The organism is Janthinobacterium svalbardense (assembly GCF_002327145.1).
Taxonomy (GTDB): Bacteria; Pseudomonadota; Gammaproteobacteria; order Burkholderiales; family Burkholderiaceae_D; genus Janthinobacterium; species Janthinobacterium tructae.
The window spans coordinates 2794244-2820101 of the sequence record NZ_CP023422.1; the positions used below are offsets into that span (position 1 = coordinate 2794244).

General features: G+C 63.6%; 24 protein-coding genes. 18 read left to right on the forward strand and 6 right to left on the reverse strand.

The features are described from left to right. The first annotated feature begins 94 nt into the window (after positions 1–94). The 3 genes from CNX70_RS12585 (at position 95) to CNX70_RS12595 (ending at position 3474) form a co-directional block, all read left to right on the forward strand. Complete coding sequence (locus tag CNX70_RS12585; protein ID WP_096234957.1) at positions 95–1195, forward strand: branched-chain amino acid aminotransferase; 1101 nt, start codon at positions 95–97, stop codon at positions 1193–1195. Positions 1196–1264: 69 nt separating this feature from the next. Then, positions 1265–1981 (forward strand): ribonuclease T2 family protein, encoded by a 717-nt coding sequence (locus CNX70_RS12590; RefSeq protein WP_096234958.1) that lies wholly within the window; start codon positions 1265–1267, stop codon positions 1979–1981. A gap of 77 nt (positions 1982–2058) precedes the next feature. Further along, positions 2059–3474 (forward strand): MFS transporter, encoded by a 1416-nt coding sequence (locus CNX70_RS12595; RefSeq protein ID WP_096234959.1) that lies wholly within the window; start codon positions 2059–2061, stop codon positions 3472–3474. A gap of 13 nt (positions 3475–3487) precedes the next feature. On the opposite strand, the gene CNX70_RS12600 is transcribed toward CNX70_RS12595, so the two are convergent. Then, entirely contained in the window at positions 3488–5122 is a 1635-nt protein-coding gene (locus CNX70_RS12600; protein WP_096234960.1) for an acyl-CoA synthetase, read from the reverse strand. A 113-nt stretch (positions 5123–5235) separates the two neighbouring features. Here CNX70_RS12600 and CNX70_RS12605 point away from each other — a divergent pair, with 113 nt between their 5' ends. From CNX70_RS12605 to bla, 12 genes are all read left to right on the forward strand, one after another. Then, positions 5236–5937, forward strand: a complete 702-nt coding sequence (locus tag CNX70_RS12605) for a Crp/Fnr family transcriptional regulator (protein ID WP_096234961.1) — start codon at positions 5236–5238, stop codon at positions 5935–5937. A gap of 62 nt (positions 5938–5999) precedes the next feature. Further along, the gene (locus CNX70_RS12610) at positions 6000–6623 is read left to right on the forward strand and encodes a helix-turn-helix domain-containing protein (protein ID WP_096234962.1); all 624 of its coding nucleotides are present in this window, start codon (positions 6000–6002) and stop codon (positions 6621–6623) included. A gap of 20 nt (positions 6624–6643) precedes the next feature. Further along, positions 6644–7030, forward strand: coding sequence for a DUF2946 domain-containing protein (locus CNX70_RS12615; RefSeq protein WP_244199130.1), 387 nt, complete (start codon positions 6644–6646; stop codon positions 7028–7030). A 64-nt stretch (positions 7031–7094) separates the two neighbouring features. Continuing rightward, positions 7095–7691, forward strand: a complete 597-nt coding sequence (locus CNX70_RS12620) for an SCO family protein (protein WP_167389650.1) — start codon at positions 7095–7097, stop codon at positions 7689–7691. Positions 7692–7710: 19 nt separating this feature from the next. After that, complete coding sequence (locus CNX70_RS12625; protein WP_208624532.1) at positions 7711–8181, forward strand: copper chaperone PCu(A)C; 471 nt, start codon at positions 7711–7713, stop codon at positions 8179–8181. 187 nt (positions 8182–8368) lie between these two features. Continuing rightward, positions 8369–8989 (forward strand): CerR family C-terminal domain-containing protein, encoded by a 621-nt coding sequence (locus tag CNX70_RS12630; RefSeq protein ID WP_279629355.1) that lies wholly within the window; start codon positions 8369–8371, stop codon positions 8987–8989. Then, positions 8986–10194, forward strand: a complete 1209-nt coding sequence (locus CNX70_RS12635; RefSeq protein WP_096234966.1) for a multidrug effflux MFS transporter — start codon at positions 8986–8988, stop codon at positions 10192–10194. Before CNX70_RS12630 ends, CNX70_RS12635 begins: the two co-directional genes overlap by 4 nt. Positions 10195–10316: 122 nt before the next feature. Continuing rightward, positions 10317–11663 carry a DUF3422 family protein gene (locus tag CNX70_RS12640; RefSeq protein ID WP_096234967.1) on the forward strand — a complete coding sequence of 449 codons (1347 nt, stop codon included), beginning with the start codon at positions 10317–10319 and terminating at the stop codon, positions 11661–11663. A gap of 103 nt (positions 11664–11766) precedes the next feature. Beyond that, on the forward strand, positions 11767–13257 hold the full coding sequence (locus tag CNX70_RS12645; RefSeq protein WP_208624533.1) for a hypothetical protein: 1491 nt from the start codon (positions 11767–11769) through the stop codon (positions 13255–13257). Positions 13258–13318: 61 nt separating this feature from the next. Continuing rightward, positions 13319–13711, forward strand: a complete 393-nt coding sequence (locus tag CNX70_RS12650) for a BlaI/MecI/CopY family transcriptional regulator (RefSeq protein ID WP_071077911.1) — start codon at positions 13319–13321, stop codon at positions 13709–13711. Beyond that, positions 13708–15471, forward strand: coding sequence for a M56 family metallopeptidase (locus tag CNX70_RS12655; RefSeq protein WP_096234969.1), 1764 nt, complete (start codon positions 13708–13710; stop codon positions 15469–15471). Before CNX70_RS12650 ends, CNX70_RS12655 begins: the two co-directional genes overlap by 4 nt. Positions 15472–15548: 77 nt before the next feature. Next, entirely contained in the window at positions 15549–16463 is a 915-nt protein-coding gene (gene bla, locus CNX70_RS12660) for a subclass B3 metallo-beta-lactamase (RefSeq protein ID WP_244199131.1), read from the forward strand. A gap of 5 nt (positions 16464–16468) precedes the next feature. Here bla and CNX70_RS12665 read toward each other — a convergent pair whose 3' ends face one another. Further along, on the reverse strand, positions 16469–16792 hold the full coding sequence (locus tag CNX70_RS12665) for a tetratricopeptide repeat protein (protein ID WP_096234970.1): 324 nt from the start codon (positions 16790–16792) through the stop codon (positions 16469–16471). A gap of 70 nt (positions 16793–16862) precedes the next feature. Next, positions 16863–17849 carry a zinc-dependent alcohol dehydrogenase family protein gene (locus CNX70_RS12670; protein ID WP_096234971.1) on the reverse strand — a complete coding sequence of 329 codons (987 nt, stop codon included), beginning with the start codon at positions 17847–17849 and terminating at the stop codon, positions 16863–16865. 121 nt (positions 17850–17970) lie between these two features. Here CNX70_RS12670 and CNX70_RS12675 point away from each other — a divergent pair, with 121 nt between their 5' ends. The 3 genes from CNX70_RS12675 (at position 17971) to CNX70_RS12685 (ending at position 22310) form a co-directional block, all read left to right on the forward strand. Next, on the forward strand, positions 17971–18882 hold the full coding sequence (locus CNX70_RS12675) for a LysR family transcriptional regulator (RefSeq protein ID WP_096234972.1): 912 nt from the start codon (positions 17971–17973) through the stop codon (positions 18880–18882). A gap of 54 nt (positions 18883–18936) precedes the next feature. Next, on the forward strand, positions 18937–21039 hold the full coding sequence (locus tag CNX70_RS12680) for a TonB-dependent siderophore receptor (protein WP_244199132.1): 2103 nt from the start codon (positions 18937–18939) through the stop codon (positions 21037–21039). Positions 21040–21146: 107 nt separating this feature from the next. Beyond that, entirely contained in the window at positions 21147–22310 is a 1164-nt protein-coding gene (locus CNX70_RS12685) for an acetyltransferase domain-containing protein (protein WP_096234973.1), read from the forward strand. 6 nt (positions 22311–22316) lie between these two features. On the opposite strand, the gene CNX70_RS12690 is transcribed toward CNX70_RS12685, so the two are convergent. From CNX70_RS12690 to CNX70_RS12700, 3 genes are all read right to left on the reverse strand, one after another. Continuing rightward, complete coding sequence (locus tag CNX70_RS12690) at positions 22317–24194, reverse strand: transthyretin-like family protein (protein WP_096234974.1); 1878 nt, start codon at positions 24192–24194, stop codon at positions 22317–22319. A gap of 106 nt (positions 24195–24300) precedes the next feature. After that, positions 24301–24831, reverse strand: a complete 531-nt coding sequence (locus tag CNX70_RS12695) for an isochorismatase family protein (protein WP_096234975.1) — start codon at positions 24829–24831, stop codon at positions 24301–24303. Between the two features lie 43 nt (positions 24832–24874). After that, positions 24875–25792, reverse strand: coding sequence for a LysR family transcriptional regulator (locus tag CNX70_RS12700; RefSeq protein ID WP_096234976.1), 918 nt, complete (start codon positions 25790–25792; stop codon positions 24875–24877). Positions 25793–25858: the final 66 nt, after the last annotated feature.

Sequence of the window (25858 nt, forward strand, 5' to 3'; positions counted from 1 at the left end):
CCTGTTTTCGCGGGGCGGGGGCTATCCTCGTTTGCCTGATTGGGTGCCATAGGCGCTACAATAGGGATACTCTTCACTAGTTCCCATTGCCGCCATGACCACTTCCACACCGAATCTCGTCGTCACCCCGTCCGCCCACCCCTTGTCCGACGCCGAGCGCGCCGCGCGCATGGTCAATCCCGCCTTCGGCCGCATCTTCACGGACCACATGGTGGTGATTCCTTACCGTGACGGCAAGTGGCAGCAGGGCGAACTGAAGGCCTATGGCCCTTTGACGCTGGACCCGTCCGCTTCTTCCCTGCACTATGGCCAGGCCATCTTCGAAGGCTATAAAGCGTTTGCCCAGCCTGATGGCAGCATCAAGACTTTCCGTCCAGAACAAAATGCCGAGCGCTTCAACCGCAGCGCCGCGCGCCTGGCCATGCCGGCCATTCCTGTCGAGCTGTTCCTGCAAGCGGGCGATGCGCTGATTGCGCAAGACCGCAACTGGGTGCCGAAGAACACGGGCGAGAGCCTGTACATGCGTCCGCTGATGATCGCCACCGATCCTTACCTGGGCGTGCGTCCATCGGAAGAATACCTGTTCGTGCTGTTTGCCTCGCCGGCCGGCGCCTATTTCCCGCAAGGCGTGAAACCCGTCACCGTATGGATCAGCGAAGACTTCGTGCGCGCCGCGCCCGGTGGCACGGGTGAAGCCAAGTGCGCGGGCAACTACGCGGCCAGCCTGATGGCCCAGTCGCAGGCACAGGAAAAGGGCTGCGACCAGGTCGTGTGGCTCGATGCCGTGCACCGCGAGTACATCGAGGAAATGGGCGGAATGAATCTCTTCTTCGTCTACAAGGATGGCGAGAAAATCACGGTCGTGACGCCGGAACTGACGGGCACTTTATTGCCAGGCATCACCCGCCGCAGCCTGCTGGAAATGGCGAAAGACCTCGGCTATGCGACGCAAGAGCGTAAATTGTCGGTCCAGCAATGGCGCGACGACATCGCCTCGGGCCGCATGACGGAAGTGTTCGCCTGCGGCACGGCCGCCGTCATCACGCCGGTCGGCGTGGCCAAGGCCAACAGCTTTGAAATGACCATCAACAACAACGAAAACGGCGCCGTCACCCTGGCCCTGCGCGAAGCGCTGCTGGGCTTGCAGCATGGCACGGCACCGGATACCCACGGCTGGATGCACAAGGTTTGCTGATCAACTTGCTTGATTGATACCGCGCCGGCACGCAGTTGCCGGCGTTTTATATTCTGAAAAGGAAACTTGATGCAATTTCGAACTGTTGTGCCCGCGCTGGCCGCCGTTTTCCTCAGCTTGTCCGCTGGCGCCGTCCACGCGGCCGACGCCACGTGCGCCATTCCGCGCAACGTCAGTTATGTCGATTACGACGTCAAGCCGTCGGACGAGAAAAACACCTGCTACAAGCAAAGCACCAACGTGCCCACCGATTACTTCATGCTGGCGCTGTCGTGGTCGCCAGGATTTTGCGACAGCCAGCGCCGCCGCGGCGCAGTGTCGAAGAAGGCCGCCTTCCAGTGTGCCGAGAGCAATCAGTTCGGCTGGATCGTGCATGGCCTGTGGGCGCAGTCGAGCAACCCCGCCACGTGCGAAGACATTTCCGTGACGCCGCCGCGCAAGACGGACATGCATCCGCGCTATTGCAAGGGCAACTTGCCCAAGCTGGCGCCGTCGGAGATCCTGCCTTATATGTGCATGCAGCCCGGTGAAGCCTTGCTGCAGGGAGAATGGGAAAAGCATGGCGCCTGCGATTTCGATACGGCCAAGCAGTATTTCGAGAAGGAGCGCGAGCTGTTCCAGGCCTTGAAATTACCGGACTCCAGCATGCCGAAAAACGAACTGTTCCAGTGGATGAAGCAGCACAACCCGCAGTTGAAGGGCCGCTGGCTCGGCTATGAAAAGCACTCGGGCGAGCTGCGCATCTGCTACTCGAAGGATTTCAAGGTCATTGACTGCCAGAAGTAAGCTTGCCTGCTCTGCAGGTTTTTTGCATACATGCTAGTGTATTGCCCGGATCAGCAAGATGAACAGGTAGTGTATTTATGCAGCAGTCTATGCAGCGGCAAACGCAACCAGTCATGGTGGGCGAGGACGGCTTGCCGCCCGGCGCCCGTTTATGGGCCATGCTGGCGCTGGCCATCGGCGTGGGCATGGCCTCGCTCGATACGGCGATCGCCAACACGGCCTTGCCGGCCATCGCCAGCGAGCTGTACACGACGCCGGCCGCTTCCGTCTGGATCGTCAACGTGTACCAGCTGGCCATGGTGGCGACCCTGCTGCCGTTTTCCGCCCTCGGTGAAATCGCCGGCTACCGGCGCGTATTTATCTCCGGCATGCTGTTATTTACCCTGGCGTCGCTCGCCTGTGCACTGGCCTGGTCCCTGCCGTCGCTGGTGGTAGCAAGGCTGTTCCAAGGCGTCGGCGCCAGCGCCATGATGAGCGTCAATACGGCGCTGCTGCGCGCCCTGTATCCGAAACATTTGCTGGGACGCGCCTTCGGCAACAATGCGCTGGTGGTGGCCGTCGCGTTCGCCATCGGCCCCACGGCCGCCTCGCTGATCCTGGCGACGGCCTCGTGGCCGTGGCTGTTCGCCATCAATGTGCCGCTGGGCGTGGCGGGCTTTTTCCTCGCCAGCCGCATGCTGCCGGCCACCAGACTCTCGGGCCACACCCTGGATGCGCGCACGGCGCTGTACAACGTGGGCGCCTTCGGCTTGCTCATTTTGCTGTTCGGCGACGCTGCCCATCACGCGTCCAGCGCCGTCCTGCTGGCGGAACTGGTGGCCGTGGCCGTGTTCTTTGTCTTGCTGCTGCGCCGCCAGGCGGGACATGCGGCGCCGATGCTGCCGATCGACCTGTTCCGCCGTCCATTATTCCTGCTGTCGTCGCTGACGGCCATCTGCACGTTTGCCGCGCAGGGACTGGCGTTCGTCTCGCTGCCATTCTATTTTGAAGTGACCCTGGGCCGTTCGCCCGTCGAAACGGGATTTTTGATGACGCCGTGGGCCGCGCTGGTGGCCGTGATGGCGCCCGTGGCCGGGCGTTTGAGCGATCGTTATTCGCCGGGCGTGCTGGGTGGCATCGGCCTGGCGGCGCTGGCCGGCGGCTTGCTGACCTTGATCTGGATACCGGCCCACCCCAGCGCCTTCGACATCGGCTGGCGCATGGCCTTGTGCGGCATCGGTTTCGGCTTTTTCCAGGCGCCCAATCTGAAAGCCATCATGGGCAGCGCGCCGCCTGAGCGGGCCGGCGGCGCCAGCGGTGTGGTGGCCACCTCGCGCCTGATCGGCCAGGCGACGGGCGCCGCGCTGGTCGCCTACTGCTTCACGGTTTCCGTCAGCCGGGGCACGACGTATGCGCTGTGCCTGGCGGCAGGATTTGCCGCCGTGGCCAGCATCGCCAGCTTTGCGCGCCTGGTGGTGGCGCAGCCGGCGTGGCAGGCCGGCAAGCGCGACTGATCAATCCCGACGCTCAGACGTCGATGGCCTTGTCCGACTGCATGCGCTTGCGCAATTCGAACTTCTGAATCTTGCCCGTCGACGTGCGGGGCAGGGGGCCAAAATAAATGGCTTTCGGCACCTTGAAGCCGGCCAGGTTGTTCTTGCAGAAGGCGATCAATTCCGCTTCCGTCACGCTGGCCCCTTCGCGCAGTTCGACGAAGGCGCATGGCGTCTCGCCCCATTTCTCGTCCGGCTGGGCGATGACGGCGGCGGCCAGCACTTGCGGGTGGTGGTACAGCGCATCTTCCACTTCCACGCTGGAAATATTCTCGCCACCGGAAATGATGATGTCCTTGCTGCGGTCCTTCAGCTTGATATAGCCGTCCGGATACATGACACCGAGGTCGCCCGTGTGGAACCAGCCACCGGCGAAGGCTTCCTGCGTCGCCCTTTCATTCTTCAGGTAACCCTTCATGCAGATGTTGCCGCGAAACATGATCTCGCCGATCTGTTCGCCATCGGCCGCCACGTGCTGCATGGTTTCCGGGTCGATCACGGCGACAGCGCTTTGCAAGTGGTAGCGCACGCCCTGGCGCGATTTGAGTACGGCGCGTTCTTCCTGGCTCAAGGCCGCCCACTCATCCTGCTCGGCGCAGATGGCGGCCGGGCCGTACACTTCCGTCAAGCCATACGAGTGGATCAAGTCAAAGCCCATGGCTTCGATCTTCGCTACCATGGCCGCTGGAGGCGGCGCGCCGGCTACCATGCCGCGCACGGTCCAGTCGATTCCCTCGCGCCAGTTGGCAGGTGCGTTGGCCAGGGCCGCATGCACGATGGGTGCCGCGCAATAGTGGGTGATGCGCAATTCGCGCATCAGGTCGAACACCAGTTTCGGATCGAACTTGCGCAGGCACACGTTGACGCCGGCGCGCGCGGCGATGGTCCACGGGAAGCACCAGCCATTGCAGTGGAACATCGGCAATGTCCATAAATACACGGCATGCTTGGGCATGTCCCACTCTAATATGTTCGACAGGGCATTCAGGGCCGCGCCCCGGTGGTGGTAGACCACGCCTTTCGGGTCGCCCGTGGTGCCGGACGTGTAATTGAGGGCGATGGCATCCCACTCGTCGGCAGGCGGCTGCCAGTCATAGTCGGGGTCGCCGCTGGCCAGCAAGCTTTCGTAGTCGAGGTCGGAAAAAGCCTCCACTTCCGGTCCCAGCACGTCGTTGACCTGGATCACGCGCAGACCGGGAATCTGCGCCGCCATCTGGCGCGCCAACTCGGCAAATTCCGTGTCGGCCAGCAATACTTTTGCGTGGCCATGGCGCAGCATGAAGGTCAGCGCCGCCAGGTCGAGGCGGATATTCAGGGCGTTGAGGACGGCGCCGGCCATGGGTACGCCAAAACTCGCTTCCACCATGGCGGGTGTGTTCGGCAGCATCACGGCTACCGTGTCGCCCGTGCCCACGCCCAGCTTGATGAGGCCGGAGGCCAGGCGGCGCGTGCGCGCATAGGTTTCGCGCCAGGTCTGCCGCACGGCGCCATGTGCAATTGCCAGGCGATTGCCATATACTGCCGCTGCCCTGGAGATATAGTCGAGTGGGGTGAGGGCGGCGTAGTTGGCGCTGTTTTTGTGGAGGCCGGTATTAAAATCAGGTGTCATGCTTGTCTCCTGGTAAATAAAATTCTGTAGCTCCCTGTTTCGGGATTGATACCGGTTAGCATAGCACCGGTGCTGGAAAATCACTGTCATCTTAGTGACAACTGAAGGATGGAATGAATAGCAATGATAGTGTAGAGCGTGCCGCGCCCGAACTCGATAGCCATGACTGGTTCACGGCCCTCGATGCGCGGCATCAAACCTTGTTGCGCGCCGGCAGCGTGCTCCGGCATTACGAGGCGGGCGCCTTCATCACGCGGCGCGGCGAACCGTCGGCGCACTGGATCGGCGTGCACACGGGCTTGATCAAGCTGGCCGTCTACAACGCCGATGGGCGCGGCGCCACGTTTTCCGGCGTGCCGGCCGGTGGCTGGTGCGGCGAGGGCAGCGTGCTCAAGCGCGAATTGCGCCGCTACGACGTGGTGGCCGTGCGCGCCGCGGACATCATCCTGGTGCCGGTGGACCTGTTTCATCTGCTGCTGGCCGAGAGCCTTTCCTTTAACGCCTTCGTCATCCGCCAGCTGAACGAACGCATGGGGCAATTCATCGCCACCATCCAGAACCAGCGCCTGCTGGCTGTCGACGCGCAAGTGGCGCAAGCGATCGCGCAGCTGTTCCATCCCATGCTATATCCGCGCACCTCCAGCGTGCTTGAGCTGTCGCAGGAAGAAATTGGCTTGCTGACCGGCATTTCGCGCCAACGGGTGAACCTGGCCCTGGGCCGCCTGGCCGAACTGAAACTGATCAGCATCGCCTACCAATCGATTCGCGTGGTCGACCTCGATGGCTTGCGCCGCTATGGCGTGGCGTCGCTGTGATGACAGACTGCTTGCGCGATGTGTGGCATGCTGGCGGCTCGTTCACCACCTTGACCTGACGCATGGCCCTCGTTTCCGATCATCCCTTGCACTTGCTGGGCTTGCGCTTTCCGCTCCGGCTGCGCGTCACCGTGCGCCAGGGTTTTGTCACCTTGCATAATGAAATCACCACCAAAAAACTGGGCAGCGGCGACAGTTTTGTCGTGCCCGCTTTTTTGCGCTTCGCCTGCGACGTGATGCCGGGGCGGGGCAAGCCGGCCGTCTTCACCCTGGCGCTGGAAGACGACGCGCCGGACGGTGGCCATGGCGGCGGCAAGCGCTGGAGCCAGGCGCTGGCGCAACACATCTTTGATACGCCGCAAGGCAAATGGACGGCGGCGCGCCTGGCGGCCCTGTGGCAAGTGACGCCGCACAAGGCCCGCGCGCGCCTGTTTGCCGAGGGCGAGGCATTGCTCAGCCTGGTGCGCGAGCAGCGTTTGGCGCATGCGCTGCACACGGCGGCGCAAGTGGGCGCCGATGGCGAAGGCGGCGAGCGCGACCTGGCACAAGTGGCGGCCGGCTCCGGTTTCGCCTCGATCCCTGCGTTTTGCGACGCCTGCGTGGACGTGGCGGGCGTGCGCCCCAGCCTGTTCCTGCGGGGCCAGGCGGGTGCGCTTGCGCAACGCGAAAGCCATACTCCGCTATAATCGGGGCCATGGGATCTTTATTGAAGCGCAAACAGTGGCATATGTGGATCGCCTGCCTGGCGATACTGCTCAATGCGCTGTCGCCGTCCCTGTCGTATGCGTTTGCCTCGCTGCAGGCGAATGCGAATGGGGCTGCCGTCGAGATCTGCTCGGCCAGCGGCGCCGTCTATACGCAAGCGGACCTGGCGCCGGCCGCCAAATCCACTACCGATTCCGTACTGCACCACATCGAGCATTGCCCGTTCTGCATGAGCCATGCGGGCAGCGTGGCCTTGCCGCCATCGTCATCCTCGCCGCTGGCCGTCATCGCGGGCCACGACCACTATCCGCCATTGTTTTACCAGGCGCCGCAGCCCCAGTTTGCGTGGCTGGGCGCCAGCCCGCGCGGCCCGCCTTTGGCTGCCTGAACCCAGCAGTCACGCCTTCTACGTCCTAATTTGTCTCAACTACGCCCATCGGGCTGGAATTACCATGAAACGTCGTCTTTTCCTTCTCGCCGGCACGGCGGGATTGCTTACGCTTGCCGCTTGCGAACAAGCACGGAAACCCCATTACAACGGCCTGGATTTGACGGGAGGCGATTACAAGCCCGACTTCAAATTGAGCGGCCCCGACGGCAAGGTCTACACCCTGGCCGATTTCAAGGGCAAGTATGTGATGGTCTTCTTTGGTTTTACGCAATGCCCGGACGTGTGTCCGACGGCGCTGTCGCGCGCGCTGGAAATCCGCCAGAAACTGGGCGCCGATGGGGATAAACTGCAAGTGATCTTCATCAGCATCGATCCCGAACGCGACACGCCCGCGTTGCTGGGCGAGTACATGCGCGCCTTCGACCCCAGTTTCCTGGGCTTGCGCACAGACCCGCAGGCGACGGCGCAGACGGCCTTCAATTACAAGGTCTTCTACCGCCGCGTGCCCAGCGGCAGCTCGTACACGATGGACCACACGGCCATCAGCTATGTGCTCGATACGGAAGGGCGCATGCGCCTGGGCTTGAAGCACCAGTTGACGGGCGACGAGTGCGTGCAAGACATCAAGACCCTGATGAAATCGAAATACACCTTATAACCATACCGAGGAAATGATCATGACCCATTTGAAAACCCTGCTGGCCACGGCCCTGACCGTACTGTCCTTTTCCGCCGCTGCCCAGACTTCCGTGCAGATTACCGACCCGTGGGTACGCGCCACCGTGCCGCAGCAAAAAGCCACGGGCGCCTTCATGCAGATCACGGCGCCGAAAGCCATGCGCTTGCTGGAAGTGCGCTCGCCCGTGGCCGGCGTGGCGGAAATCCATGAAATGAGCATGACAGACAACATGATGCGCATGCGCCAGATCAAGGAACTTGCCTTGCCAACCGGCAAAGCCGTGGAACTGAAGCCGGGCGGCTACCACGTGATGCTGCTGGACCTCAAAGGGCAGGTGAAGGCGGGCGACAAGATCCCGCTGACCCTGGTGCTCGAAGGCGAGGACAAGCACCGCGAAACCATCGAAGTGACCGCCGTGGCCCGTCCGCTGGGCGCCACCTCGGCGCCGATGCCGGCGATGAAGCACTAAGCTTCCCGCTACGTCCTTGAAAAGCCCGGCTCGCCGGGCTTTTTTACGGCCATTTGAAAATTAAACAGCTGTTTGATAGAATGGCGAAAAGTATTAAACGGTTGTTTAAATGATGGGAATGGCATGATAGAAGACACGGAAAACGAGAAAGAAAACGAGAAAGAGAGCGAACCGGCGCGCGCGCATCCTGCAGGCGGCGGCGGACCTGTTTGCCGGCGAGGGCTACAAGGCCGCCTCCGTGCGCAAGATATGCGAGGCGGCCAGGGTCAACGTGGCGATGGTCAATTACTATTTTCATAGCAAGGAAGAGCTGCACCTGGCTGCCTTCGACCATGCGCGCGAATTGGCGCGGGCCTCGGCCGCCGACGTGGCTGCCGCCAGTGCGCGGGCGCAGCTGCCGCCTGTGGAACAGTTGCGCCTGGCCATCGAGGCGCTCGTGTCCGATATGCTGCGCTCGGGGCACGCATCGCTGTTCAGCCGCCTGGTGGCGCGCGAACTGATCGAGCCGACGGCCGCCATCCACAAGCTGGCCGAGCGCAATGTGCGTCCGCAGCATGCCTTGTTTACGGGCTTGATCCGTGGCGTGGTGGGGCCGGCCATGCCGATTGAGGTGGTGCAGAAATGCGTGTTCAGCGTGATCGGCCAGGCCGTGTTCTATGCCCGTTCGCGCATCGTGCATGAACTGGTGGCGCCGGAACTCACGTATGACGAGGCGGGCATCGCCAGCATTGCGCGCCATGTGTCGCAATTCTCGCTGGCGGCCCTCGATGGCTTGCGCCGCCAGTATGCTGCGCAGGTGGGTGCATGAAGGCGCGCAAGCTGACCCTGGTGCTGGCCGGCTTGGCCATGCTGGGCCCTTTCGCCACCGATACCTTCTTGCCATCGTTTCCCGCGATCGGCACGCATTTCGACGTCAGCAGCGTGCTGGTGCAGCAAACCCTGAGCGTCTACCTGGCCGCCTATGCCTTCATGACCTTGTTCTACGGCACCTTGTCCGACTCGTTTGGCCGCCGTCCCGTGATCCTGGCATCCCTGCTGATCTTTGCCGTCGGCTCCATCGGTGCCGCCTTTGCCCCGAGCTTTGGCTGGCTGCTGTTCTTCCGCGGCATGCAGGGCGCCTCGGCGGGAGCGGGCAGGGTCATCGGGCAAGCCATCGTGCGCGACACCCTGTCGGGCGCGGCCGCGCAAAAGATGCTGGCCAACATCATGATGGTATTCGGCATCGCACCGGCCATCGCCCCCATCATCGGCGGCTGGCTGCACGTGGCCTACGGCTGGCAATCGACGTTCGTGTTCACCTTTTCCGTCACCGTGTTGCTGGCGCTCGCCTGCTTGAAAGGCTTGCCGGAAAGTTTAGCCGTCGAGCAACGCCAACCCTTCCACCCAGGCAACATCGCGCGCAATTACTGGCTGGCCTTGCGCCACCGGGCGTTCCTGCTGCGTTCGCTGGCCGTGGCCTTCGCCTTTGGCGGCTTCGCCCTGTACATCGCCTCGGCCCCGCATTTCATCCTGGAATTGCTGCGCCTGCCGGAAACAGCGTTTGGCTGGATGTTCATCCCCATGGTGGCGGGCCTGGTGCTGGGCTCGGCGCTGTCGGGCAAGCTCGCGCATGCGGTGAAAAGCACCGTGCTGGTGCGCTGGGGTTTGCTGGCCATGGCGGCCACGGGCGCGCTCAACATTGCTTACAACCACTGGTTCGCCGCCAGCATCCCGTTTGCCGTCGTGCCCGTGATGCTGTACGCGTTCGGCATGTCGCTGGCCTTGCCGGGCATGACCATGTCCACGCTCGACATTTTCCCGCAGATGCGGGGCCTGGCCGCCTCCCTGCAAAACTTCGTGCAAATGCTGGTGTTTGCGCTGGTGTCCGGTTTTGTCGCACCCTTGCTGTTCGACAGTGCCTTCAAGCTGGCGCTGGGACAGGCTTCAGCCGTGGCGCTGGCCGCCGTATTCTGGTGGCTGGGCAGCCGGCAAGGGGCGGGGCAGGGCGTGACGGGGGTTATTGAAACAATATGACCGGCCTTGGAACGGAGTGGCATGCTTTCTGCTTTGTTACACTGTGACAATCAGACCCGTGCGGCGGGCACTACATCACGCGCGCGGGTCTAAGCAGTTTTGCAACTTTACCTTTGGCTATCATGCACTTGATTAACTCCAGTTTGAACCACGCCTTGCGCGTGCCGCTGGCTGCGGAAATCCACTCGCGGCCGTTTTTGCAGCTCGATGCCCCCGAGCTGATCACCCATCTGGCCGTGTACAAGGATGACAGCGCGGCGCCAGGTGCGTCGAATATGGCGGCCCAGCATGCCACTCTGGCGGCCCTGTGCACGCATTTCGGCGTCACGCCGCCCGCCGCCGAAGCCAAGTATTTTTATTACGACTTTGGCCGCTTCCGCCTGAAATGGGAATGCCACACAGAATTTGCCACGTTTACCTTTGCCGAGCGCCCGGCCGCTGCCTTGCCTTTGGCGCAGGCATTCGAGCGCATGCCCCTGGAACAGTTGCCGCAGCAGTGGCTGGCGGGTTTGAAGGGCAAGCTGATGGTGGCTGCCCACGTGGTGCTGGAGCAGGCATTCGCCCCGGCCGAGATCTTCATGCAGGGCTTGTCGCGTGTGTTCGAGGGCAATACCCTGGCTGGCAGCAAGGTGTTGCAGGGCGGTGAATTGTGGACGGATTTTACGATCCAGTCCGATGGCTTCAGCCGTTTCGTCATCCGCGATGCGGGCATGCGCTCGCAGCAGTCGGGCCGTTTGGTGCAGCGCGTGCTGGAAATCGAAACCTATCGCATGATGGCCTTGCTGGGCTTGCCCTACGCCATGCAGGCGGCGCCATCCTTGAACGCCATCGAAAACGAACTGGCGACCCTGGCCGCCGCCATGGTCGATACGGACGACGCGCCGGGCCTGGCCAAGACCGACGAGGGCGTTGCCGAGCAAGCCTTGCTCGACCGTATCACGCGCCTGGCGGCCCGCATTGAAAAGCTGTCGCTCGACAATAGCTACCGCTTTTCCGCCTCGAAAGCCTACATGGGTCTGGTCAAGGCGCGCATCGAGGAGTTGCGCGAAGTGCGCATCGAGGGCATTCCCACGGTCGAGGAATTCATGGATCGCCGCTTGACGCCGGCCATGAACACCTGCGAAGCGATGGCCAGCCGCCAGGAAGCGATGGCGCAGCGTATTGCCAACACGAATGACTTGCTGCGCACGCGCGTGGGCATCGTGCAGGAATTGCAAAACCGGCAAATTCTGCAATCGATGAACGCCCGCGCGGCGCAGCAGCTGCGCTTGCAGCAAGCGGTGGAAGGCTTGTCGGTGGCGGCCATCTCGTATTACGTGATCGGCCTGTTCAGCTACACGGGCAAGGCGGCCAAGGTGATGGGTTTACCTGTGAATCCGGAAATCCTCGTCGGCGCGCTGGTGCCCTTCGTGGCGGCGGCCGTGTGGCTGGGTTTGCGCCGCATGCACCACAAGCTGCACACGGACTGAGCAGGACGACACTGCGCCATCATTTTTGCTATCTTTCAACATTCGACCGTCAGGTATTCTGAGAGGAAGTTGCGTGCTACCGAATGTTGGAGATGTTTACAGCGTGTTTTCGTCCGAGCTGCAGCAGTATGTGGCTTGCCAGGTCACCCGCATCAAGGATGCTTCATCGTCCAGGCCGCTAGCTGCCGTGCTGGAGCTGGACTGGACCGGCGACGCCTTGCCCGATGCGGCGGCCGTGCAAGCCATGCGGCCGCTGCTGTGCGACTATTTCTTCTGGAACAATCGCCACGATCACTGCTATGCCACGGCAAACGTGCCGCCTGGCCATACCCTGGTTGGCAATATCGCGCCGCTGGTGGATGTGGAAGTCAATAGCTACCGCAGCGGCTGGAACGTGGGTGACAGCGTGCTGCGCCAGCGGAACTGGGAGCGCATCGATCCGCTGCGGCGCCAGCAGTTCAAGGCCGCGTCGCGCGAGCGTGAAGTGACGCTCGGCGGCCACGTCTTCCGCCAGGACGCGACGAAAATCAATGACAGCGTCTTGCAGGCGCTAGGTGACCTGTCCGAACTGGAGCAGCTGCCTTGCCTGATGTCCATCGAGACCAGCCACGGCACGCCAGCCTTGATGGAGTTTATCCAGGGCAATCCCTTCATCAATGAGCTGGACTGGCAGTCATCGACGGTGCCTGCGCTCGATTTCAGCGGCAGCGGCCTGGAACGCCTGATCCTGCAGCCCGATGGCGTCAGCAGCCTGGTCTTGAACAAAGGCTTGGGTCTTCTCTCGCTGCGCAGCGCGCCATCGCCGGCGCTGCGCATCAAGGATGGCGCCGATGGCCGCCATCTGACACTGCAGTGCAAGCAGACGCTGCCGTCATTCCGTGGTCTCGACCAGCTGGGCGGCCTGTCGCTGGTCAGCATGAAAGAAGTTGATCTGGCGCAAGTGGCGCAGCGCTTTCCCCATCTGACGGCCTTGCGCATCTGGGGCAAGCCGGGGCTGGCGTCGCAGATGGCCAGCCTTGCGCAATTGGCCCAGCTGCGGATGTTCACCGCCTGTGATCTGTTCGCTTACACGGCGGAGGAGTTTCCATCGGCCGCGCAATTGCCGCAGCTGTCGGCCCTGTGGCTGACCAGCTTGCCCGCCGACGCCGCCAAGGCCATCAAGGCCGGCTACAAGAAAGCGGCGGCGCTGGGACTGGACTTATCGGTGACCAAGGCGCGCAAGCCGGAATGGCTGGCGGAAAATCTGCTCAACCCGTTCCGCGACTGGGATGGCCGCGAGCATATTTCTCCCACGTATGCGAAAAAGGCGGCGCTGGCCTACAAGAACATGCTGGCCGTGACGCGCGGCATCGATGCCTCCATGGCGGCGACGGCGGCGGCCGCCGCGCTGGAAGCGATGGTCAGCGCCTATGTCGATGCATTCAACAAGATCGAGCGGCGGACGAGCATCATCGAGACGGTTGAGCGCGAGGAAATCTATACGGTGCTGGCCGAGCTGCTGGTCCAATTGCGTGGGCAACTGGGCGGGCAGGGGGCGGCACTCGTCGACGAGGCGGCCTTGCTGGACTTGTTCGACCGCTTGCGCGAATTTTAGTTTTCTACCAGCTAGAAAAAAAGTTCTAGACATGAAGTTCTAGAGTGGGTATGCTGGCGGCATGTTAAAAAATACTTCCACTCCCCATCCCACGGCCGCCGAACTGGACTTGCTGCGCATCCTGTGGCGGCGCGGTCCGTCCGATGCCAGGGCCGTGTACGACGCCCTGGCCGAAGAGCGCGCCGACGCCAGCTACGCCACCGTGCTGCGCCAGTTGCAGCTGATGCATGGCAAGGGCTTGCTGAGCCGCGACGAAAGCCAGCGGCCGCAGCTGTATGCGGCCGTCGACGCGCAGGAAAAGTTGCAAACGAGTCTGCTCAAGGACTTGATCGGCAAGGTGTTTTCCGGTTCCGGCAAGGCGCTGGTGCTGACGGCGCTGCGCGAGCACGTGAGCGACGCGGAACGCCTGGAAATTGAAAAAATCCTGCGCAGCAAGGATGGCAAGGCGCCATGAACCTGGACATGCGCTTGGGCATCGAGTTGGGCAACCTTGTCCCGGCGCTGGGCTGGGTCCTGCTGTATTTTGTCTGGCAGGGCGTGATCGTCGGCGCCGTCTCCGCTGTCCTGCTCTGGCTGCTGCGCCACGCCAGCGCGCGCTGGCGCTATGCCGTCTGCGCGCTGGCACTGCTGCTGTGCCTGTGCATTCCCGCCGTCCATCTGCTGTCTCTGCTGTCCGGCACTTCACTGGCCCAGCTGCCGATGGACGCGCCGCCTGCCTGGCGCGCCGCGCTGCAAGCGTGGATGCCGGCCCTGGTGCTGGCCTGGAGCGCCGGCGTTGGCCTGATGAGCTTGCGCCTGGGCCTGGGCCTGGCCTGGGTCGGCCGGCTGCGGCGTCAGGCCGTGGCCGCCCCGGCCATCTGGCAGGCGCGCCTCGATGCGCTGGCGCTGCGCATGGGCTTGCACCGCAGTCGGCAAGTGCCGCTGAAGCTGCATGCTGGCCTGGCCAGTCCCGTCACCGTGGGCTTCTGGCGCCCCGTCATCCTGCTGCCCGCCGCCTTGCTGAGCGGCATGCCCGTCGCCTTGCTGGAAGCGCTGCTGGCGCATGAACTGGCGCACGTGCGGCGCTGGGATTACCTGGTCAACCTGTTGCAAAGCGTGGCCGAAGCGCTGCTGTTTTTTCACCCCGTCGTCTGGTGGCTGTCGGCGCGCATGCGGGCCGAACGCGAACAGGTGGCCGACGCGCTGGCTGCGCAAGCGCTGCAAGACCCGCAGCAGCTGGCCACGGCGCTGCATGCTTTGTCCCTGCACACGGCCGCGCCGCAGCATTCCGGCTTGCTGATGTCGGCCCGCGGCGGGGCGCTGCTGACGCGCATCGAACGCCTGATGGCGCCCGGCCTTGATACGGCCGGCTGGAAACTGGCCGTGCCCGCCTTGCTGCTGGCCTGCGCCACCTTGCTGCTGCAGGTGCAGGGCAAGCCTGCCGTCAACGGGGCGACCCTCGCCGAGGCCGCCGCCGCGATGCTGGACTTGCCCGTCAGCGCGAAACACATGCTGGTATTTGACGACAGCACGGGCCAGGTGCTGATGGCGAAAGATGCGGACGCCGTCGTGCCCATCGCCTCGATCACCAAGCTGATGACGGCCATGGTGGTGCTCGACGCGGGCCTCGATCCCGAGGAAACGCTGCGCATCGTGCGCGCCGATGGCGACTCGTCGCTGCAGCGCCACAGCCTGCTGGCCGATGGCGTGGCCGTGTCGCGTAGCGCGCTGTTGCAACTGGCGCTGCTGCCGTCCGAAAACCGCGCCGCCGCCGCGCTGGCGCGCACCTATCCGGGCGGCAGTACGGCGTTTCATCAGGCCTTGCAAGCGAAGATCCGCCACCTGGGCTTGACACGCACCACCCTGACGGACCCGGTCGGCAGTTCACCCGCGAATACGTCCACGGCCAGCGAGGTGGCGAAGATTGTCGCGGCGGCCGCGCGCTATCCGGACATCGCGCGCATCACCAGCCACCCGCAGGCCAGCGTGGCCGTGAATGGCAAGATGCGCACTTTGCGCAACACCAATCCGCTGGTGGGTGGCAAGGGCTGGGACATTGTGCTGTCGAAGACGGGCAGCAGCCACGAGGCCGGCAGCTGCCTGACCATGCGCATGCGCAGCGGCGGCAAGCACGTCACCGTAGTGCTGCTGGACGCCGACGGCGCGCAGCGGCGCTCGCTCGACGCCGGCCACATCCGCGACACCCTGGCCGACAGGACTGGCCGCATGCACTGATACCCCCCCGGGCGCGCCAGTGCGGGCGCCCTTCTTTTTACACTCTGGAGATGAAGATGACACTATTGGCGAAGTTGATGCTGGCTACGGTTGCGACCATGGCGGCAGGTACGGTGCAGGCAAAAACGCCGGCCCCGGTGCAGGATAAACCTGTTAATTGCGACAATTGCAAGGAATGGAATGCGCCCGTCAAGCCATTCAATATCCATGGCAATAGCTGGTATGTGGGCACGGCCGGCCTGTCCGCCGTGCTGGTGACGGGTCCGCAGGGCCATATCCTGCTCGACGGCGCGCTGCCGCAATCGGCGCCCTTAATAATCGACAATATCAAGGCACTGGGCTTTCGCATCGAGGACGTGAAAGTCATCCTCAATTCGCATGCGCACTGGGACCATGCGGGCGGCATCGCTGCACTGCAGCGTGCCAGCGGCGCCACGGTGGTGGCCAGCGCCTCGGGCGCCCTGGGGCTGCAAAGCGGCACGAATGGCAACGATGATCCGCAGTACCAGGCCGATCCTGTCGTGCATGTCGCGAAAGTGGCCAAGGTCAAGGTGGTGGGCGAGGGCGAGACCGTCAAGGTGGGCCCATTGGTATTGACGGCCCACATGACGCCAGGCCACACGCCAGGCGGCACGACGTGGACCTGGACCTCGTGTGAAGACGCGCGCTGCCTGAACGTGGTGTACGCGGACAGCCTGAACCCGTATGCCAGCGGCGATTTTACTTATACGGGCCAAGGCGCAGGCAAAGGCAAGACACCGGACATTTCGGCCTCGTTCGAAGCGAGCATCGCCAAGGTGGCCGCCTTGCCATGCGACATCATCATCCCCGTGCATCCGGGCACGACGGATGTGCTGGGCAAGGCCGCCAGGCGCAGCGCCACAAGCAATCCCCTGATCGACGCGAATGCCTGCCGCGCCTATGCGGCCGAAGCGGGCGGCTTGCTGGCCAAGCGCCTGGCGAAAGAGCGGGGCGCGGCGCACGCGCGTTAAGCTTTTTACTCTGCCGCCTGCTGCTGTTTTTGCAGGCGTTTCAGGAATACCGTCATTTCCTTGACGGCTTGCAAGTCGCCTTGCTGCTGGGCCACGGTCACGCCCGTGGTCCAGGCGGCCTGCGCTTCCTCCAGCCGTCCCAGCTGGTGCAAGGCCTTGCCCAGCAGTTTCCAGGCGGCGGAATAACCCGCTTGCTGTTGCGTCGCCTGCGCCAGGTGCAGGGCGGCTTGCGCGGCGTCATGCTCTTTCAGGCAGGCATCTCCCAGGCCAAAGCGCAGCAGGGCGCTGTCGCGTCCCTGCGCCAGCAGTTTTTCCAGTTTTTCACGCATGCCCGGCTCCTTATTATGCAAGTTAATGCTTGCATAATAGCGCTTCCACCTGCAAGTCACAAGCAGGCATTCAGTCGGCCACCTCCACCACCAGCTTGCCGCGCGCGCTGCCGTCCATTTGCGCCACATGCGCATCGTGCGCCGTGTGCAAGGTAAAACGGCGTGGGTCGAGCCGCACCTGCAGCTTGCCCGCGTCTATTAACTTGTTGGCTTCGCGCAAGATCGCGCCATGGCGCGCGTGATTCTCGCCGCTCAACAGCGGCAGCAGGGTAAACACGCCCGAATAGCTGGCCGCGCGCGCCGTCAGCGGGCTCAGGGCGAACGTGCCCCAGCCCAGGCAACTGACGACGTGGCCGCCGTAGATTTTTGCTGCCTGGAAGCTGGCGTCCAAAGTGGCGCCGCCCACCGTATCGTAGACGATGTCGAAACCGGTGCCGCCCGTATGCTCGGCTACATAGTCATCCACCGTGCTGCTGCGGTAATCGATGAAACGGGCGCCCAGCGCCTCGATGACAGCGCGGCTGGCGGCGCTGCCCGTGGCATACACCTTGGCGCCAAGGGCGACGGCGAGCTGCACGGCCATGTGGCCCACGCCGCCCGCGCCGCCATGCACCAGCACGCTGTCGCCCGCCTGCACGTGGGCGCGCTCGACCAGCCCTTCCCAGGCCGTGATGAAGACGAGGGGCAGGGCGGCCGCCTCGCGCAGGCTCAGTCCTGGCGGCACGGGCGCCAGCAGCGCAGCGTCGAAGACGCCGTATTCGGCCAGCGAGCCCTGGATGCCGGCTATGCCGCCCGCCATGCCATACACTGTTGCGCCGATGTGAAAAGCCGTCACGCCATCACCCACGGCGGCCACCGTGCCGGCCACGTCGATGCCGAGGATGGCGGGCAGGCTGGGCCGGGCGTGCGGCGCGGCGCCGGCGGCGATTTTCGTATCCAGTGGATTGACGCCGCTGGCGGCGATGCGCACAAGCACTTGCCCGGGGCCGGGCTGCGGCACGGGCAGGTGTTCGATGGTCATGGGGGCGGAAAAGCTGGTGAGGACGAGGGCTTGCATGGGGTTCTCCGTTGGGTTGATGCCCCAGTCTAGGCGCACGGCGTGCAAAGAAAAACGGGGCGCGGCGCGATGCACTATTGCCGTATCGTGGATAATCGCCTGAAAAACAGGAGGGAAATACATGGACAGGCTGGCAGCAATGCAGGTGTTTTGCGCCGTGGTCGAGGCGGGCGGCTTCAGCAAGGCTGCCCAGCGCCTGGGCATTTCCACGTCTTCAGTGACGAACCAGGTGGCGGCGCTGGAAAAGCACTTCGGCGTGCGCCTCTTGCAGCGCACCACGCGCAGCATGTCGCTCACGGCCGAAGGCCAGCAGTGCCATGCGCAGGCGCGCCAGGTGCTGGCCGATATGGCGGCGCTGGAGGCTAGCCTGCTGCAGGCGGCCGGGAAACCTTCGGGCAGCCTGCGCGTGGATATGCCCAGCAGCATCAGCCGTAACCTGGTGGCCCCCGCCTTGCCCCGCTTCATCGCCGCCTATCCCGACATTTCCCTGCGCCTGACGGTCAGCGACCGCCTGGTCGACATGGTGGAAGAGGGCATCGACGTGATGCTGCGCATCGGCGAGCCGCAGGATTCGTCGCTGGTGGCGCGCAGCCTGCTCACCATGGATTACCTGTGCTGCGCCGCGCCCGCCTTTGTCGCCAGGCATGGCATGCCGCAGACCCCGCAGGAACTCGATCAATTTTCCTGCCTGCATTTCCTGTACCCGAAAGCGCGCCAGGTGCGGCCCTGGCTGTTCCAGGACGGGGGCACTGGTGAACCGTATGCGCATACGCCGGCCGCCGCCTTGTCCTTCGACCATATCGAATCGATGATCGCCGCCGCGCAGGCCGGTTGCGGCATCGTGCAGGCGCTGTCCGTCTCCGTGCTGCAGCCCTTGCGCGAGGGGACTCTGGTGCCCGTGCTGCAACCGTTCCGCACGCGGGGACCGGACCTGTGGGCGCTGTTCCACCCGCGCCACTTGCGCGCGGCCAAGGTGCAAGTGTTCGTGGACTTTCTGGCGCAGATTTTTCATGATGACTTTAATGAGAATTGATTATCAATTATAATGCAAGCATATTGCATTAAATTGCCCATTGTCAGGAATCCCATGTCCGTGTTTTTACGCCGCCCCGTGGCGCTTTTGCTGGCCGCCGCCAGTCCTCTGACGCTGGCAGCTGACCCTGCCGCCGACAAGCCCGACGCGCAGGATGTCGTCACCGTGAAAGCCGAGCGCCAGCACTACCGCAGCCTGTCGGCCACGGGCGCCACCAAGACGGATGCCTTGCTGATGGATTTGCCGCAAAGCGTGCGCGTGCTGACCGGCGATTTGCTGCGCGACGCGGGCGTGACGACCCTGGCTGGCGCGCTGGACCTGGCCAGCGGCATCGCGAAGCAAAGCCCGCTGGGTGGCTTGTGGGATAGCTACGCCATGCGCGGCTTTACGGGCGACCCGAATTTCGGTTCCGACTATATGGTCAACGGTTTCAGTTCCAGCCGGGGCTACAACGGCCTGCGCGACGCTGGCAATACGCAGAATGTGGAAGTGCTGAAAGGCCCCGCGTCGGCCCTGTACGGCAGGGGCGAGCCGGGTGGCACGGTGAACATCACGACCAAAAAGCCGAAGTTCGCGCCCGAATACGGCGCCGATGTTTCCCTCGGCAGTTTCCAGACCCGCCGCGCCGCCGTCGATTTGACGGGGCCCTTGAGCGACAGCTTTGCCTACCGTTTGAACGCGGCGCATGAAGAAGGGCACAGCTTCCGCGATACCTTGAAAGTCGAGCGCAGCCTGTTTTCTCCCTCGTTCCTGTGGCTGTCTGGCGAGCACACGACCGTGTCGTATGAAATCGAAGCGGTGCAGCAGCGCGCGCCGTTCGACCGCGGCGTGGTGGCCGTGAATGGCCAGCTGGATCTTGTCCCCGTCGTGCGCTTCCTGGGCGAACCGGGCGACGGCCCCATGACGGTCAAGTCGCTGGGGCAGCAGTTATTTATCCATCACGCGCTGTCGGACGACTGGACGCTGCAGGCGGGTGCTTCCAACCGCGACAGCGAATTGACAGGCTATTCGACCGAGGCGAACAAGTTGCTGGCCGATGGCCGCAGCCTGAACCGCCAGCGCCGCCACCGCGATTTCTCGGCCACCGACGTGTCGGCACGGGTCGAAGTACTGGGCAAGTTCAAAACGGGCGCGCTGGCGCACGAGGTGCTGGCCGGTGTCGACGCCTATCACTTCGACGACCGCCGCGTGCAACTGCGGCGCAATCCCTCGGCCGCGAATGCCTATGCCATCGACATTCTCAATCCCGTGTATGGCGGCAAGGCCGCTCCGCTGGCCCTGTCCATCGACACGCAGGAAGCGCAAAAGGCGCGCGGCGTGTATGCGCAAGATCAACTGGACCTGGGCGCGCAGTGGAAGGCGCTGGTCGGCGTGCGCCACGATACGTACACGCAGGACGTGACGAACCATCGCCTCAACACGAGCAACCGGCAGTCGCTGTCGGCCACCAGTCCCCGCGCGGGCCTCGTCTACCAGCCGTCGAAAATGTGGTCGCTGTATGCGAGTGCGGCCAAGGGTTTCCGGCCCAACAGCGGCATCAGCATCGATAACCAGGCTTTTCCTGCCGAGCGCAGCCGCGCGTATGAGCTGGGCGCGAAGCTGGAAACGGGCAAGCTGACGGGCACGCTGGCCGTGTACGACATCCGCAAGCGCAATGTGCTGACGACGAATCCCGCCAACACGGATTTTGCCATCGCGGCGGGCGAGGTGGGCAGCCGGGGCCTGGAGCTGGACGTGTCGGGCGAAGTGGCGCGCGGCTTGCGCGTCTCGGGCGCGTATGCTTATACGGACGCCAGCGTCACGCGCGGCGACACTACGATAGTGACGGGCAGCCGCTTGGCCAACGTGCCGCGCCACAGCGCCAACCTGCTGGCCACGCAGCAATTTGCGCTGGGCACGGGCACGGCCAGCGCGGGCGGCGGTGTGCAGTACGTGGGCGAGCGCCTGGGCGACGTCGCCATCAGCAGCAGCTTTACCCTGCCGGCCTACACGACGGCCAGGCTGTTGGCGTCGTATTCGCCGACGGCGAAACTGCGCCTGGCACTGAATGTGGAAAACCTGTTCAACCGCAGCTACTATGCGAGTTCCTACAGCCAGCTGTGGGTGGCGCCGGGGGCCGAGCGTACGCTGACCCTGAATGCGCATTACAGGTTTTGATGTATTCACCCAACAGCAAAATGCCGGGGTCGGACCTTAAGGTCCGACCCCAGTTTCTGCCGTTGGGGTACGCACGCTACTCTTACCCTTCCATTTAAAATGAATAAATGACTGCCTACCTGACTTCCCCCGCCACCCTGCGCACCCGCATCGCCGTCATCGACGTACTGCGCGGCCTCGTCATGCTGATCATGCTGTTTGACCATGTGCGCGAAACCGTGTTTTTACACCATCAGGTCGGCGACCCGATGGATGCGGCCCACGTCGATCCGGCCCTGTTCTTCACGCGCCTGGCGGCCCACGTGTGCGCGCCCATGTTCGTTTTCCTGACGGGACTCTCCGCCTGGCTGTATGCGCATCCGGCCGCCGGTCCCCGTAGCGCTACCGGCTTTTTGTTTAAACGGGGCTTGCTGCTGGTGGTGCTGGAACTGGTGTTCGTCAATTTCGCCTGGAGCGGGGCGTTTCCTCCCGCCGTGCTGTACTTGCAGGTGATCTGGGTCATCGGCCTGGCCATGATGGCGCTGGCGGTGCTGCACCGGTTGCCTTTGAAAGTGCTGGCGCTGCTGGGCGTGGCGATTATCGCGGGCCAGCATTTGTTCACCTGGCTGCACGCGGAAGAGGGCAGCTTTGCCTATTACCTTCTGACGCTGCTGTTGCAACGCGGCTACCTGGTGGCCGATGGCGCCATGAAGATCAAGGTCAGCTATCCGCTGTTGCCGTGGATAGGCGTGATCGTGCTTGGTTATGCGGCCGGACCGCTGTATGCGCGCAGCCGTTCGCCGGAGGGGCGCCGTCGCCTGCTGCTGGCGCTGGGCGCGGGCAGTTTGCTTCTGCTGGCCGTGCTGCGCGGCTTCAATCTGTATGGCGAAACCCTGCCGTGGGCGGCGGGCGAGACAACCCTGCGCACGGCCATGAGCGTGCTGAACTTCACCAAGTATCCGCCGTCCCTGGACTTCCTGCTGTTCACCCTGGGCCTGGGCTTGCTGGGCCTGGCCTGGCTGGAAAGCGTCGATAACGGGTTCACGCGGGCTTGCGCCACCTTTGGCGGCGCGCCCATGTTTTACTATCTGCTGCATTTATACCTGCTGCTGGGCATCGGCCTGGCCTTGAAGGCTATGCTGGGCGCCAACCACGCTGGCCGCTATGGCGTCGAGCATATCTGGCAAGTCTGGCTGCTGGCCTTGCTGCTGATGCCCGTGCTGTACTTTCCCTGCCGCGCATTTGCCAATTACAAGCGCACGTCGAAGCAGGCCTGGGTACGCTACTTTTAAGTTCGCCTACTTGCAGTAGAGGCGATCAATGCTGTGCGACGACGCCAGGTAATGCCGCGTCTGCCAAGCAATCGCCACGCGGTAGGCGCAGGGCGGGTCGAGCGCCACGTTGACGGGAAAACCGCCATTGTTGCCTGACAGATGAGGCCCACCCGCGCCGCCGCGGAACAAATAATTGTTCGGTGGTGGCGGCGGCGTGAAGCTGGCGGACGGCAGCGGTGGCGGCGGGTGCGCGATGCCGTTGTTATTGGAAATCGTGATATTGAAAAAGCGCACATGCGGATGGTCGATCGTGTACAGGATATGCACGACGCCGCCCGCGATGGGGTTGCAGGCATTGCTGCGCAACTCTTCCAGGTCCAGCGCCACGATGACGGGCGAATTGTCGAAGACGATGGAGTCGAGCCCATCCGTGGCCACCAGCGCCAGGCTGATGCCGTCGCGCACTTCGAAGCCCAGGCGGTAGCGGCGTATCGGCTCGCTCTCGGCTGCCGTCAGGCTGCGGCCCGCGTCGAGGATGGGCAAGCCGCCCGGCAGCTTGGCCGGATGCAGGCTGGTGATGGCCGGCGTATTCACAGTGAGCAAGTCAAACGTGCGCAGGAAGATGTTGGGCGCCACATTGACGATGGCCGTCGTGCCGTCGCGCATGTCCACGGTGACGCTCTTGCCGTCCACCCTTATCCAGCCGCCAGGCTTCAGGTCGCCCGCATCGATGATGACGGGCGCCGAATCGCCGAGACCCAGTCCATTCGTATAAAACACATAGCCGACATGCGTGCCGAGGATTTGCGTCAACGGTGCCAGGCTGGCCGGTGACACCGTGGGGATGGCTGCCGGGTCGTCGCTGCCACCGGGCCAGGACCACTCGCCGATCAGGAAACGGTATTCGAGCGGGTTGGCGGGGATGGCGCTGTTGCGCAACGGGCAATTGCCTTTCAATGTGACGCCGCCGGCGAATACGTAGGACGCGCCCGCGCCGCCCGCATAGCCTTGCGCGGAAAAGCCGGCCAGCGAGGGAAACGGGTGGATATCGAACACTTCCACCTGCTGCCAGTGGGGCACGCCTTCCACGTCGGGTGGCAAGACGTCTTTTGAACACAATTCCACGCAGAAGCAGTGGCCCACATTCTCGCGGCCCGGCTGGCGCCCGTTGGCTTGCGTTTCCGACAGAATGGTCACGCTGCCCAGCTGCGCCGTGAAATACACGTCGGGGCCGCTGGCGAACTCCACGTTGATGAACGGTGAAAACGGCGTCAGCGTGAAGTCTGATGTCAGGTAATCGATGCGGAAGCGCCCGCTGGCATCGGTGACGGCCACGCCAAGCGCATCGTCCTGCAGCCAGTCCGCGTCGAACGCGCGCACGGTGGCGCCGGCGATCGGCGTGTGGGGTGCGTCGCAGGTGCGCAGTCGGCCGCAGATGGTCCAGGCGCCGAAGCGGACGCGCACCAGGCACCAGAAGCGTTGCGGCAGGCAATAATCCCAGACGGCGAGGAAATCATTGTCGGCCTGGCGCCAGCGCGGCTGGATGGTGGTGATGGAAAACTGCAGCGGCACGGGGTCTTTCGGCCCCCCTTTCAGATGCGGCACGGTGGGACATAACACGTCCACTTCCACGGCCTCGCCCTGGTATTGTTCCTTGTCGCCCAGGGTAAAGCTGTAGTTGCCATCGTCGTCAGTGCGCGTTTCGGCCAGCAGGGAGGGGGCTTTCGCCTGCACTTCCTCGTCCGTGAGAATGGCGAAGGTTTCCTTGGCGCTGGCCACGGCCAGGGCCGTGACGTTTTGCGACGCGCGCGGGCGGTACAGGCGCACGATGACGTGCGACAACGGTTCAGGACACTCGGCACAGATCAAGCCGCACAGTTTGCCCCGCAGGATATAGGCCATGATGGTTCCCTTGCTGATGTGGAAGGCGCGCCGCTCGGAGTGGCGGCGCTGTTACCAAGCTAGCAAATGAAAGGCCGTCAGGCTTGATCTGGCTTAAACCTGCGTTCTATTTAATCAGCGCCAATACTTCGCGGAAACGCGGATGCTTGCAGTCGCGCAACCATTCAAAGGCCAGCATCTCCACCGTCACCAGATGGGCGCCCAGCTTGTCCAGACGGGCCAGCGCCGCATCGCGGCTGGCGGCCTGGCGCGAGCCGACGGCGTCGATGGCGATGATGACTTCATACCCCAGCTGCAGCAGGCCGATGGCCGTTTGCAGCATGCACACATGGGCTTCGCAGCCGGTGACGACGATTTGCTTGCGCCCGGCGGGCAGCATGTCCTGCAAGCCATCAAAGCAGGCGCCGAAATGCGTCTTGTGCAAGGTCCGTTCGCACAGCGCGGCGATCTCTTCCACGTTCGGCCCCAGTCCCTGGCGGTTCTGTTCCGTGCCGAGCACCGGTACGTCGAGCAGACGGGCGATCTTCGCCAGGCGCAGGTTTTGCGCCAGCACCAGGCCGGCGTCGTGGATGGCCGGCATCAAACGGCCTTGCAGGTCGACAATGACCAGTACAGCCTGGTTCGCATCCATCAGCATGGCATTCTCCCTTATTCCTATGTGGCGACAGTGTAGCGCGTAGTCAGCTTGGCCAGCTGGGCGTGTTTGTTTCGCCCATCAGGTAGGCGTGATTCAGGTCGATGGCGGCCCGCAGGTAATTCCACAGGGCGCTGACCCGCGCGATGTTGCGCCGCTCGCTGGGCGAGATCATCCAGAAGGCGCGCAGCAAATCGATCTCGCCGTCGAGCACGGGCACCAGTTCATTCGACTGCTGCGCCACGAAGCAGGGCAAAATCGCCAGTGCCTGGCCCGCGCGCGCCGCATGGTATTGCGCGATCACGCTGGTGCTGCGAAACGCGCGCAGGGAATCGGGCGCCACGTTGTCCATGTAGCGCAGCTCCGAACTGAACACCAGGTCGTCCACGTAGCCGATGATGGGGTGCTGCGCCAGCTGCGCCACGCTGGTAATCGGTGCGTGGCGCGCCAGGTAGCCTGGTGTGGCGTACAGTTTCAGGCGGTAGTCGGACAATTTCGTCACCACGTACGGACCGGACAGGGGGCGCTCGATGGAAATGGCCACGTCCGCCTCGCGCTTGGACAGGCTGACGAAACGCGGCACGGCGATCAGGTCCACGCTGATGTGCGGGTAGCGGCCGCAAAACTGCGCCAGGTGCGGCGCCAGCACGATGGCGCCGAAGCCTTCGGTAGCGCCCAGGCGCACCTGGCCCGACAGCAATCGATTGTGTTCGCCCAGCTCCTCGGTGGCGGAAAACACCGTGCTTTCCATGTTTTCCGCGTATTCCATCAGGCGGTGGCCCTCGGGCGTCAGCTGGTAGCCCACGTAATTGCGGTCGAACAGCTGCGTGCCCACCTGCTCCTCGAATTTGCGCATGCGCCGCGACACGGTGGAATGGTCGATGCCCAGTTTTTTCGCCGCATCGACGAGGCCGGCGCTGCGCGTCAGTTCCAGGAAGACCCGTACATTGTCCCAATCGAGCATGGCAATTCCTCTCTGTGCATTTTTGCAAAGGAATTATGCATTAATTTCACTTGAGTGCATATTTTT

Excerpts from the sequence above, each read along its gene's own strand:
- CNX70_RS12590 (WP_096234958.1), top strand. The coding sequence starts at position 1,265 with ATGCAATTTCGAACTGTTGTGCCCGCGCTGGCCGCCGTTTTCCTCAGC.
- CNX70_RS12655 (WP_096234969.1), top strand. The coding sequence starts at position 13,708 with ATGAACCTGGACATGCGCTTGGGCATCGAGTTGGGCAACCTTGTCCCG.
- CNX70_RS12635 (WP_096234966.1), top strand. The coding sequence starts at position 8,986 with ATGAAGGCGCGCAAGCTGACCCTGGTGCTGGCCGGCTTGGCCATGCTG.
- CNX70_RS12625 (WP_208624532.1), top strand. The coding sequence starts at position 7,711 with ATGACCCATTTGAAAACCCTGCTGGCCACGGCCCTGACCGTACTGTCC.
- CNX70_RS12695 (WP_096234975.1), bottom strand. The coding sequence starts at position 24,831 with ATGCTGATGGATGCGAACCAGGCTGTACTGGTCATTGTCGACCTGCAA.
- bla (WP_244199131.1), top strand. The coding sequence starts at position 15,549 with ATGCTGGCTACGGTTGCGACCATGGCGGCAGGTACGGTGCAGGCAAAA.
- CNX70_RS12605 (WP_096234961.1), top strand. The coding sequence starts at position 5,236 with ATGAATAGCAATGATAGTGTAGAGCGTGCCGCGCCCGAACTCGATAGC.
- CNX70_RS12600 (WP_096234960.1), bottom strand. The coding sequence starts at position 5,122 with ATGACACCTGATTTTAATACCGGCCTCCACAAAAACAGCGCCAACTAC.
- CNX70_RS12690 (WP_096234974.1), bottom strand. The coding sequence starts at position 24,194 with ATGGCCTATATCCTGCGGGGCAAACTGTGCGGCTTGATCTGTGCCGAG.
- CNX70_RS12640 (WP_096234967.1), top strand. The coding sequence starts at position 10,317 with ATGCACTTGATTAACTCCAGTTTGAACCACGCCTTGCGCGTGCCGCTG.
- CNX70_RS12670 (WP_096234971.1), bottom strand. The coding sequence starts at position 17,849 with ATGCAAGCCCTCGTCCTCACCAGCTTTTCCGCCCCCATGACCATCGAA.
- CNX70_RS12685 (WP_096234973.1), top strand. The coding sequence starts at position 21,147 with ATGACTGCCTACCTGACTTCCCCCGCCACCCTGCGCACCCGCATCGCC.
- CNX70_RS12595 (WP_096234959.1), top strand. The coding sequence starts at position 2,059 with ATGCAGCAGTCTATGCAGCGGCAAACGCAACCAGTCATGGTGGGCGAG.
- CNX70_RS12675 (WP_096234972.1), top strand. The coding sequence starts at position 17,971 with ATGGACAGGCTGGCAGCAATGCAGGTGTTTTGCGCCGTGGTCGAGGCG.
- CNX70_RS12665 (WP_096234970.1), bottom strand. The coding sequence starts at position 16,792 with ATGCGTGAAAAACTGGAAAAACTGCTGGCGCAGGGACGCGACAGCGCC.
- CNX70_RS12585 (WP_096234957.1), top strand. The coding sequence starts at position 95 with ATGACCACTTCCACACCGAATCTCGTCGTCACCCCGTCCGCCCACCCC.
- CNX70_RS12680 (WP_244199132.1), top strand. The coding sequence starts at position 18,937 with ATGTCCGTGTTTTTACGCCGCCCCGTGGCGCTTTTGCTGGCCGCCGCC.
- CNX70_RS12650 (WP_071077911.1), top strand. The coding sequence starts at position 13,319 with ATGTTAAAAAATACTTCCACTCCCCATCCCACGGCCGCCGAACTGGAC.
- CNX70_RS12700 (WP_096234976.1), bottom strand. The coding sequence starts at position 25,792 with ATGCTCGATTGGGACAATGTACGGGTCTTCCTGGAACTGACGCGCAGC.
- CNX70_RS12610 (WP_096234962.1), top strand. The coding sequence starts at position 6,000 with ATGGCCCTCGTTTCCGATCATCCCTTGCACTTGCTGGGCTTGCGCTTT.
- CNX70_RS12620 (WP_167389650.1), top strand. The coding sequence starts at position 7,095 with ATGAAACGTCGTCTTTTCCTTCTCGCCGGCACGGCGGGATTGCTTACG.